The sequence below is a fragment of the Sulfitobacter sp. HI0040 genome (assembly GCF_001634885.1).
In the GTDB taxonomy this organism is placed as follows: domain Bacteria; phylum Pseudomonadota; class Alphaproteobacteria; order Rhodobacterales; family Rhodobacteraceae; genus Sulfitobacter.
In genome coordinates, this window is the sequence record NZ_LWEX01000116.1 from 1 (window position 1) to 9,178 (window position 9,178).

General features: G+C 64.1%; 11 protein-coding genes and 1 pseudogene. 6 read left to right on the forward strand and 6 right to left on the reverse strand.

Features of this window, described 5'->3' with window-relative positions; translation table 11 throughout:
- From A3728_RS23035 to coaD, 3 genes and pseudogenes are all read left to right on the forward strand, one after another.
- Nucleotides 1-185, forward strand: a pseudogene (locus tag A3728_RS23035) (LysR family transcriptional regulator); the annotation flags it as partial.
- Nucleotides 186-243: 58 nt separating this feature from the next.
- Nucleotides 244-678 (forward strand): CBS domain-containing protein, encoded by a 435-nt coding sequence (locus A3728_RS08670; protein ID WP_067922251.1) that lies wholly within the window; start codon nucleotides 244-246, stop codon nucleotides 676-678.
- A 75-nt stretch (nucleotides 679-753) separates the two neighbouring features.
- Entirely contained in the window at nucleotides 754-1,248 is a 495-nt protein-coding gene (gene coaD / locus A3728_RS08675) for a pantetheine-phosphate adenylyltransferase (protein WP_067922254.1), read from the forward strand.
- Between the two features lie 9 nt (nucleotides 1,249-1,257).
- Here coaD and A3728_RS23425 read toward each other — a convergent pair whose 3' ends face one another.
- Both A3728_RS23425 and gap read right to left on the reverse strand, forming a co-directional pair.
- Nucleotides 1,258-1,401: a hypothetical protein gene (locus A3728_RS23425; protein ID WP_201722112.1), complete on the reverse strand. Its 144-nt coding sequence runs from the start codon at nucleotides 1,399-1,401 to the stop codon at nucleotides 1,258-1,260.
- Nucleotides 1,402-1,460: 59 nt separating this feature from the next.
- Nucleotides 1,461-2,462 (reverse strand): type I glyceraldehyde-3-phosphate dehydrogenase, encoded by a 1,002-nt coding sequence (gene gap / locus A3728_RS08680; protein ID WP_067922257.1) that lies wholly within the window; start codon nucleotides 2,460-2,462, stop codon nucleotides 1,461-1,463.
- Nucleotides 2,463-2,649: 187 nt separating this feature from the next.
- Between gap and A3728_RS08685 the strand changes: the two genes are divergently transcribed.
- Nucleotides 2,650-3,624: a DUF808 domain-containing protein gene (locus A3728_RS08685; protein ID WP_067922260.1), complete on the forward strand. Its 975-nt coding sequence runs from the start codon at nucleotides 2,650-2,652 to the stop codon at nucleotides 3,622-3,624.
- Nucleotides 3,625-3,652: 28 nt separating this feature from the next.
- On the opposite strand, the gene A3728_RS23040 is transcribed toward A3728_RS08685, so the two are convergent.
- The 3 genes from A3728_RS23040 to tkt all read right to left on the reverse strand — a co-directional run bounded on the left by A3728_RS23040 (nucleotide 3,653) and on the right by tkt (nucleotide 7,341).
- Nucleotides 3,653-3,829: a hypothetical protein gene (locus A3728_RS23040; protein WP_161487186.1), complete on the reverse strand. Its 177-nt coding sequence runs from the start codon at nucleotides 3,827-3,829 to the stop codon at nucleotides 3,653-3,655.
- A gap of 179 nt (nucleotides 3,830-4,008) precedes the next feature.
- Nucleotides 4,009-5,205, reverse strand: coding sequence for a PQQ-dependent sugar dehydrogenase (locus A3728_RS08690; RefSeq protein ID WP_067922264.1), 1,197 nt, complete (start codon nucleotides 5,203-5,205; stop codon nucleotides 4,009-4,011).
- A gap of 120 nt (nucleotides 5,206-5,325) precedes the next feature.
- Nucleotides 5,326-7,341: a transketolase gene (tkt, locus tag A3728_RS08695; protein ID WP_067922275.1), complete on the reverse strand. Its 2,016-nt coding sequence runs from the start codon at nucleotides 7,339-7,341 to the stop codon at nucleotides 5,326-5,328.
- A 284-nt stretch (nucleotides 7,342-7,625) separates the two neighbouring features.
- On the opposite strand from tkt, the gene A3728_RS08700 reads away from it, so the two are divergent.
- A complete protein-coding gene (locus A3728_RS08700) occupies nucleotides 7,626-8,174 on the forward strand; it encodes a hypothetical protein (RefSeq protein ID WP_067922267.1) in 549 nt (182 codons plus the stop codon).
- A complete protein-coding gene (locus A3728_RS08705; RefSeq protein WP_067922269.1) occupies nucleotides 8,174-8,566 on the forward strand; it encodes a cell division protein ZapA in 393 nt (130 codons plus the stop codon). The genes A3728_RS08700 and A3728_RS08705 overlap by 1 nt, the downstream gene beginning before the upstream one ends.
- A 129-nt stretch (nucleotides 8,567-8,695) precedes the next feature.
- Here A3728_RS08705 and grxD read toward each other — a convergent pair whose 3' ends face one another.
- Entirely contained in the window at nucleotides 8,696-9,058 is a 363-nt protein-coding gene (grxD, locus tag A3728_RS08710; RefSeq protein WP_067922272.1) for a Grx4 family monothiol glutaredoxin, read from the reverse strand.
- Nucleotides 9,059-9,178: the final 120 nt, after the last annotated feature.

Below are 9,178 nucleotides of genomic sequence, written 5' to 3' on the forward strand. Positions count from 1 at the left end.
ATGATTTTTCGCTCCCGTCGGCGGGCGGGCTGCAACGCATCCTCACGCAGGCGGTTTCGCTTCGGCGGGCCTTTTACCTGATCCGGCACGAAGACGACCGGCGCGACCCGCGGCTCGGTCGTTTTGCCGATACGCTGCGCATGGCCCTGCGCGCCGAAGTGTCCCGGCTGGAGGCTAAAGCTTGACATGAATCGGCGCTGCGGTGACGCTGAAATTTCACAGTAATTCCGAAGGACAATGCCCATGCTGGTTTCGCAGATCCTCAAGACGAAGTCCGACGATGCCGTCGCCACGGCGGATCCTGATATGAAGGTGTCGGAAGCCGCGCGGATATTGTCCCAGAAACGGATCGGTACGCTGGTGATCTCGTCGGATGGCAAGACGCCTGATGGCATTCTTTCGGAACGCGATATCGTCACCGCGCTGGGGCGCAAGGGCGGGGGCTGCCTGAACGACAAGGTCTCCGACTTGATGACCCGCGATGTGGTGACCTGCAGCCGCGACGATCGGGCCGACCAGATCCTGCAGACGATGACCGACGGACGCTTTCGCCACATGCCGGTGCTGGAGAACGGATCGCTCGTGGGGCTGATCTCTCTCGGGGATGTGGTGAAGGCCCGGCTGATGGAACTTTCCATGGAAAAAGATGCCCTTCAGGGGATGATCATGGGTCACTGACGGGCCATTCGGGTTGCGCCCCGCGGCCCGACATGATCCTCTGCCGCTGAGCCGAAACCAAGTCAGGATCCTCTCATGCGTGTTGGTCTTTATCCCGGTACTTTCGACCCCATCACGCTGGGCCATATCGACATCATAAGGCGCGCCACGCGTCTGGTCGACAAGCTGGTGATCGGCGTGGCCATCAACCGCGACAAGGGCCCGCTTTTCACGCTGGAAGAACGGGTGAGCATGATCGAGGCGGAATGTACCGACCTCGCAGCGCAGACCGGCGTCGAGATCGTGGTGCATCCCTTCGAGAACCTGTTGATCGACTGCGCGCGCGACGTGGGCGCGCAATCCATCATACGGGGGCTGCGCGCCGTTGCGGACTTCGAGTACGAATACCAGATGGTCGGCATGAACCGGCAGCTCGACGACAGTATCGAGACCGTGTTCCTCATGGCCGAGGCGACGCATCAGGCCATCGCGAGCAAGCTGGTGAAGGAGATCGCGCGGCTGAAAGGCGATGTCAGCAAGTTCGTGACGCCGCGGGTCAATACGGAACTGCGGGAGCGCTTTCCGATCTGACGGGACGTGTCAGCGCCAGAAGGCCATCCATTCGATCAGTTCGAACATCTTCTTGCCCAGAAACACCAGGTGATCCGACCCATAGAGCGCCACGTCCACCGCGAGCGCCGAGAGCAGCAATGCGGCAAGGACGAGGGCGAGGGTGTTGGTCATCGGCACGGGCTCCGGCAGCGGTTTCCCCGATATGACAGGGCACCGCTGCCGGTGCAAGTTCAGCCGAGCTGCCCCATGGCAACGGCCACATCGGCCATCCGTACGGAGAAGGCCCATTCGTTGTCGTACCAGCCCAACACGCGCACCGTGCGACCGGCCACCACGATCGTCTGGTCGGGGGCGAAGATGCAGCTTTCTTCGGTGTGGTTGAAATCGACCGAGACCTTCTTTTCCGGGTCATAGGCGAGCACGCCTTTCATCGACCCTTCGGCGGCGGCCTTGGCGGCGGCGTTGACCTCTTCGACCGTTACGTCGCGGGACGCGGTAAAGGTAAGGTCCACCGCCGAGACGTTGGGCGTGGGCACCCGCATCGCCGTCCCGTCGAGCTTGCCCTTCAGCGCGGGCAGCACTTCGCCCAGGGCCTTGGCCGCCCCGGTGGAGGTGGGGATGATCGCCATGGCGGCCGCGCGCGCGCGGTAGAGATCGCTGTGCCGCCGGTCCAGCGTCGGCTGGTCGCCGGTGTAGCTGTGGATCGTGGTCATCAGGCCGCTTTCGATGCCGATGGCTTCATGCATCACCTTCGCCAGCGGGGCGAGGCAGTTCGTCGTGCAGGACCCGTTGGAGATCATCCGGTCGGAGGCCTGAAGCGTGTCGTGGTTTACGCCATAGACGACCGTGCGGTCCACGTTCTTGCCGGGGGCCGAGAGCAGCACCCGCTTCGCGCCCTGTTCGAGATGCACATTGGCCTTGTTGCCGTCGTTGAACTTGCCCGTGCATTCGAGCACCACGTCGCAGCCTGTCCAGTCCAGCTCCTCGAGGTTGTAGCTCGACATCACCTCGATGTCGTTGCGCCCGAGGTTCATGTAGCCATCGTCGATGGTGATCTCTCCGGGGAAGCGGCCATGGACGGAATCGTAGCGGATCAGATGGGCGGCGGTCTCCAGCGGGCCGGTGGCGTTCAGCTTGACCACTTCGATGTCGTCGCGTCCCGAGGCGGAGATATGGCTGAGCGTGCAGCGGCCGATGCGGCCAAAGCCGTTGATACCCACTTTGATGGTCATGCGATTTTCCTTAGGTCTGGAGCGTTTTGCCCGCTCTATATCGACAGGGCCGCGCGGGGTTAAAGGGGCAATCCGGCGCTATTCCGGCATGTTAGCGATAAAGCGCTGTGTTAGCGATATCGGTCCCGGGGGTTTGCCATGTGCCGGGGCAATGCTAGCTGTTGCGGACCAAGAAGGAGATCGAGCGATGAGTGGCCTGCTGGCACTGGTGGATGATGTGGCGGCAATCGCCAAGGTTGCGGCGGCCTCCGTCGATGATGTGATCGGGCAGGCGGCCAAGGCCAGCGCCAAGGCGGCGGGGGCCGTGATCGACGATGCGGCGGTGACGCCGAAATACGTGCATGGCTTCGCCGCCGAGCGCGAACTGCCGATCATCTGGCGGATTACCAAGGGCAGCCTGAAGAACAAGCTTCTCTATCTGTTGCCCGCGGGGCTTGCCCTGTCGAACTTCGCGCCCTGGCTCATTCCGCCGCTGCTGATGCTGGGCGGGGCCTATCTGTGCTTCGAGGGGGCCGAAAAGGTCGCCCATGCCATCGGGCTGAGCGACGGGCATACCGATTACGACAAGAAGGAAAAGGTCATCGAGGATCCCGCCCATCTGGAAGAGCAGAAGGCGCGCGGAGCCATCAAGACCGACTTCATCCTGTCGGCGGAGATCATGACGATCGCGCTGGCGGCGATCCCTGAATCGTCCTTCTGGATGGAAGCGGCGACGCTGGCGGCGGTAGCGGTCCTGATCACCGTCGTCGTCTATGGGTCGGTGGCGCTGATCGTGAAGATGGATGACGTGGGCCTCGCCATGGCGGAGCGGGGCAGCCTGGGCTTTACCCGCGCCATTGGCCGGGGGCTGGTGAGGGGGATGCCGGGCTTTCTGAAGCTGCTGACGATTGTGGGCACCGCCGCCATGCTTTGGGTCGGGGGGTCGATCATTGTGCACGGGCTGGAGCAGATGGGCTTTGACTCGTTGGCGCATTGGGTCAAGGGCGTGGCCGGATCAGTCGCCTATGCCGGGCCCGAGCAGATGGCAGGCGCGGTGAAATGGACGGTCACGGCGGCCATCGACGGTATCTTCGGGCTAATCCTGGGCCTCATGCTGATCCCGGTGGGTGAAAAGCTGATCACGCCCATCTGGCGCAGCTTTACCCGGAAGGTTCCGACCTGAGTATCGTGGAAGTTTCGGCGGCGGGTCGTCAGGCCCTGCCGCTGTCGCGCAGCAGGATCAGCGTAGTCATGAGGGTCGCAGCGCTCAGATGGCCCCCGGCGATATAAGCGGCCAAGCCGGGCAGGAAGGCCCCGCCCGAGGTCCACCAGACGAGAGAGGAGAATACCCCGCCGACACTCGCGATGATAAGATAAGCCAATGGCATCAGCGACCCGTTCACCCGCGCAACCTAAGCGCGCTTCTATGGCGCGCAACTCGCGTAATGTGACTAGCATAGCAACCTGAAGTTGGGCTTGTATATCTTTATTTCTATCTTGAATTGGAAAAAAGGGCGCGCCGTGGTGCGGCGCGTCCTTTCGCTTGGTCGGACAAGGAGCTGATCGATCAGCTGCCTTGTTTGGCCGAAAGCCGGAAGAGCGAGCCATTCTCAAAATCGGTGACAATGAGAATACTTCCGTCCGAATCCACTTCGACGTCACGCACACGGCCGATATCACGCAGCAGGCGCTCTTCGGCGACGACCCTGTCACCGTCGAGTTCCAGCCGCACCAGACCGCCGGGATAGAGCGAGGAGATCAGCACATCGCCTTTCCAGTCGGCGAACATATCGCCGTCATAGGTGATCATGCCGGCGGGTGCGATGACCGGGTCCCAGAAATAGGCGGGCTGTTCCATGCCTTCCATATGGGCCTTGCCGCTGCCCACGGGTTTGCCGGAATATTGCTCGCCGTAGGAAACGACGGGCCAGCCGTAGTTCTTGCCGGCCTCGGCCTTGTTCAACTCGTCACCGCCCTTGGGGCCGTGTTCGATCGTCCAGAGGGCGCCGTCGCGGTACATCGCGCCCTGGATGTTGCGGTGCCCGTAGCTCCAGATCCAGTCGATGGCATCCGCGTCACCGACATATGGGTTGTCCTGCGGGATGCTGCCGTCGAGGTTGAAGCGCACGGTCTTGCCGAAGGTGGTATTCAGGTCCTGCGCCTTCTCGCGGTTTTCCTGGGTGAAATGTTCGCCCGTCGTCACGAAGACATGACCGCTCCCGTCGAAGACGACCCGGCTGCCAAAGTGCATCGGGGCCTCTACCGCGGGTTCCTGAACGAAGAATTCGTTCACACCGGAGACGGAAGTCATGTCATCGGACAGGGTGCCGAAGGCGGCCGCCGTGGCGGTCTTGTTGTCCTTCATCGGCTTGGCGTAGGTCCAGAAGATGCGCCGTGTCTCGGCAAAGTCGGGGGCGAGCGCGATGTCCAGCAAGCCGCCCTGCTTTTTCGCGAGCACGTCGGGCAGGCCCTTGATCGGCTCGGAAAGCGTGCCGTCCGCAGAAACATGGCGCAGGTTGCCCGCGCGTTCGGTCACCAGCAGGCCCGCGCCATCCGGCAGCACTTCGATCCCCCAGGGGTGGACGAGACCGCCGACCACGGTTTCCTTCTGGAACTGCACGCCGGAATTCTTCAGCGGGGCGCGGAACTGCGCGTCGAAAGCGGGCTGGAAATCGGTGTTCCGGTTGCCGCGCTCGAAAGTGACCTCTTGCGCCGCAAGCGGGCTGGCGAGGAGGGCGGCTGTCAGTATTGGAATGGTACGCATGTAACGATCCTCTCTGGTTAAATGGGGTCTTGGGAACCCAACCTGCCAGCATGGCGGGTGTTCGTTCACAAACCCGTGAGAGGACGGGCCGGGGCGCGTTGGCCCCGGACCCTGAGATGTTTACAGCAGCGCGCGCGCCCGCTCGGCCACCACGTCGGCGGTGATGCCGAATTTTTCGAACAATTCCTCCGCCGGGGCGGAGGCGCCGAAGCGGTCCATGCCGACGAAATCGGCCTTGCCGAACTTGCCGCGTTCGCCCAGCAGCCAACGGTCCCAACCCATACGGACGCCTGCCTCGACCCCGACGCGGACGGCGCCGCCCGGCAGGATCCGCTTGCGATAGGCGTCGTCTTGCTGGGCGAAAAGCTCCATGCAGGGCATGGAAACGACGCGGGTGCCGATGCCCTCGGCCTGCAGCTTCTCGCGCGCGTCCATGGCCACCGAAACCTCGGAGCCGGAAGCGATCAGGATAACCTGCCGCTTGCCTTCCGCATCGGCCAGCACATAGGCCCCGCGCGCCGTCAGGTTGTTGTTCTTGTGCTCCTTGCGGACCGCGGGCACGCCTTGACGGGTCAGCGACAGGACCGAAGGTGTCGCCTTTTCGGTCAGGGCGATTTCCCAGGCCTCGGCGGTTTCGACCGTATCGGCGGGGCGGAAGACCAGCGTGTTGGGGGTGGCGCGGCTGATGGCCAGATGTTCGACCGGCTGGTGGGTCGGCCCGTCCTCGCCCAGGCCGATACTGTCATGGGTCATGACGAAGACGGTGGGCACCTGCATCAGCGCGGCAAGGCGCATGGCGGGGCGGGCGTAATCGGTGAAACACATGAAGGTGCCGCCATAGGGGCGGATGCCGCCGTGCAGCGCCATGCCGTTCATGGCGGCGGCCATGCCATGTTCGCGGATACCCCAATAGACATAGCGGCCCGTGCGGTTGTCCACGTCGAAGACGCCCAGATCGCCCGTCTTGGTGTTGTTGGAGCCGGTGAGATCGGCGGAGCCGCCCACGGTTTCGGCCATGATCGGGTTGATCACCTCCAGCACCTTTTCGCTGCTGGCCCGGGTGGCCAACTTGGGTGCCGCTTCGGACATCTGCTTCTTGAAGGCCTTGATCGTGGCGCTCAGCTTCTTGGGCGCGTCGAACGCCAGCGCGCGGTTGAACGTCTCGCGCTTGGAGCGGGGCATCTGGTCGAACCGTTCCTCCCAGTCGCGCCTCGCCTCGGCACCGCGTTTGCCGATGTCTTCCCAAGCGGATTTCACGTCCTCCGGAACCTCGAAGGGGCCGGCGGACCAGCCGTAGGCTTCCTTGGCCGCGGCGAGCTGTTCGGGATCGGTGAGCGCCCCGTGCCCCTTGGATGTGTCCTGTGCCGCATGGCCGAGGGCGATATGCGTCTTGCAGGCGATCATGGTGGGGCGGTCGGATTTGCGCGCCTCGGTCAGCGCGGCATCGATCGCTTCCGGGTCGTGGCCATCGATCTCGATCGTGTGCCACTGGGCGGCGGCGAAGCGGGCGACCTGATCGGTGCGGTCCGACAGGCTGACGGGTCCATCGATGGTGATGTCGTTGTTGTCCCACAGAACGATGAGCTTGCTCAGCTTGTGGCGCCCGGCGAGGGTGATCGCCTCTTGGCTGACCCCTTCCATCAGGCAGCCGTCACCGGCGATGACATAGGTGTGGTGATCCACGACCTTCTTGCCGTAGGTGGCGCGCTGCATCTCTTCGGCCATGGCAAAGCCCACGGACATGGCGATGCCCTGACCCAGCGGGCCGGTGGTGGTTTCGATGGCATCGGCGAGGAAGTTTTCCGGGTGGCCCGCGGTGCGCGCGCCCAACTGGCGGAAATTCTTGATCTCCGACAGGGGGAATTGTTCATAGCCCGTCAGGTGCAGCAGGGAATAGAGCAGCATGGAGCCGTGGCCCGCCGAAAGGATGAAGCGGTCCCGGTCCGGCCAGAGCGGTGCGGCGGCATCGAATTTCAGGTGTTTCTCGAACAACACGGTCGCGACGTCGGCCATGCCCATGGGCATGCCGGAATGGCCGGAATTGGCTTCGGCCACGGCATCGAGCGTGAGCGCCCGGATGGCGGTCGCTTTGGACCAGTGATCGGGATGGGCTTTGGCGAGGGCTTGCAGATCCACGGGCATGCACTTTCCTGTCGGGGATGGAGCGGGTTTGGCCGTCAATAGCAGCCGACCGCCAAAGTTCAAGCGCAACCGCCCCGGCGGGGCGGACGGAGCCGATTGCCGCGTGAACAAGTGCTGCCAAGCGATTGATATGATATGGGGCGCATTCTTGCGGCGCATTGGGTAGGATTGTACTCGAACCGCGCCTGTGCGATTCGATCCCGGGTGCATCCGCATCGGCAGCGGCGTGCACGGGGCCGGGCCGGGCGTCCCGCAGACGCGACGAGGTGAAAGTGAGCATGAACGAGATTGACGAATTGCAACGGCGCATCGCCGCCGCGATGGACCGGGTCGCCCGCGGGGTGGAGGCCATGGGGCAGGCCGCGCCGGAGCCGGCCCCCGCCGCTGAGGCCCCCGCCGGACCGGACGAGGACATGGCCGAGGCGCTGGAGGAAGAGCGGACCGCCAATGCACAGCTGACCGAACGGCTGCGGGTCTTGCGCCAGAAGAACGAGTCGGAACTCTCAGACCTCAGGCAGGAGGCGGAGGAGCTGCGCCAGCGCCTGACAGAGGGCGAATCGGCTTTCGGACGGCTCGACACCGAATTGCAGCGGGTGCGCCGCGCCAATGCGCAGCTGTCGGAGGCCTGTGCCGCCCTGCAGGAAGCCAACGCCGAAGGCGTGGGCGAGCCGCATCTGATCAACAAGGCGATGATGGCCGAACTGGAGGCGCTGCGCGCCGCCCGCGCCGCCGAAGCCGCAGAGGCCGAAGCCATCCTTGCCGCGCTGGCGCCGCTGGTGGGCGCGGAGCAGGAACCGGCGCAGGACAACACGAAAGGAACCGCCTGATGCCCGAGGTACGGATCACGATCGGGGGCCGCCAGTTCGAAGTGGCCTGCCAGGACGGCGAGGAAAGCTATCTGCACGCTGCCGCCAAGATGCTGGACGACGAGGCGCAGGTGCTGAGCGATCAGGTCGGGCGGATGCCGGAAAGCCGGATGCTGCTGATGGCGGGCCTACTGCTGGCCGACAAGACCGCCAGCGTCGAGGACCGCATCGCCGAGATACGCGCGGAACTGGCCCAGCGGGAAGCGGAACTGGCGCGGCTGCGCAATGTCCGGGTGGAGCCCGAGCGGATCGAGGTGCCGGTGGTGCCCCAGTCCGTCACGGATACGCTGGCCGAAATCGCCGCCCGGGCAGAGGCGCTCGCCGCCGAGGTGGAGGAGAAGGCGGCGGGCTGACCCCGGCCCGGGGCGGTTCGGCAGGATCGTACCGCTTTGCGCCCAGACCAGATCGGAAAAGAAAAACGGCAGCACCTGGGGTGCTGCCGTTGATCGTTGGGGAACCCCGGGGTCGCCCGGGGATCGGGATCAGCCGTTGGCTTCGCGGATCTTGTCGGCAGCTTCCTTGTCATAGGCCACGCCGTTCTGCTCCAGCAGCGTGTCCAGCTCGCCCGACAGCGTCATCTCGGTGATGATGTCGCAACCGCCGACGAATTCGCCCTTCACGTAAAGCTGCGGGATCGTCGGCCAGTCGGAATATTCCTTGATGCCCTGGCGCAGCCCTTCGTCGGCCAGCACGTTCACATCGGCGAATTCCACGCCCATGTAGTTCAGCACACCGGCCACGCGGCTGGAAAACCCGCATTGCGGCATTTCCTTGGTGCCCTTCATGAACAGCACGACATCGTTGTTGCTCACGGTTTCCTTGATCTGTGTGGATGCATCGGTCATTTGCGTCGTTTCCTTGGAATGAATTGTTTCGCGTATTCCTGCGGGTCGCGCGGTACCTTGAAGGTATAGGACTGTCCGCCCCCGCCGCCGCCAGAGTGATAATTGGCCTCGACCTCGTGA

Excerpts from the sequence above, each read along its gene's own strand:
- A3728_RS08670 (WP_067922251.1), top strand. The coding sequence starts at position 244 with ATGCTGGTTTCGCAGATCCTCAAGACGAAGTCCGACGATGCCGTCGCC.
- coaD (WP_067922254.1), top strand. The coding sequence starts at position 754 with ATGCGTGTTGGTCTTTATCCCGGTACTTTCGACCCCATCACGCTGGGC.
- A3728_RS23425 (WP_201722112.1), bottom strand. The coding sequence starts at position 1,401 with ATGACCAACACCCTCGCCCTCGTCCTTGCCGCATTGCTGCTCTCGGCG.
- gap (WP_067922257.1), bottom strand. The coding sequence starts at position 2,462 with ATGACCATCAAAGTGGGTATCAACGGCTTTGGCCGCATCGGCCGCTGC.
- A3728_RS08685 (WP_067922260.1), top strand. The coding sequence starts at position 2,650 with ATGAGTGGCCTGCTGGCACTGGTGGATGATGTGGCGGCAATCGCCAAG.
- A3728_RS23040 (WP_161487186.1), bottom strand. The coding sequence starts at position 3,829 with ATGCCATTGGCTTATCTTATCATCGCGAGTGTCGGCGGGGTATTCTCC.
- A3728_RS08690 (WP_067922264.1), bottom strand. The coding sequence starts at position 5,205 with ATGCGTACCATTCCAATACTGACAGCCGCCCTCCTCGCCAGCCCGCTT.
- A3728_RS08700 (WP_067922267.1), top strand. The coding sequence starts at position 7,626 with ATGAACGAGATTGACGAATTGCAACGGCGCATCGCCGCCGCGATGGAC.
- A3728_RS08705 (WP_067922269.1), top strand. The coding sequence starts at position 8,174 with ATGCCCGAGGTACGGATCACGATCGGGGGCCGCCAGTTCGAAGTGGCC.
- grxD (WP_067922272.1), bottom strand. The coding sequence starts at position 9,058 with ATGACCGATGCATCCACACAGATCAAGGAAACCGTGAGCAACAACGAT.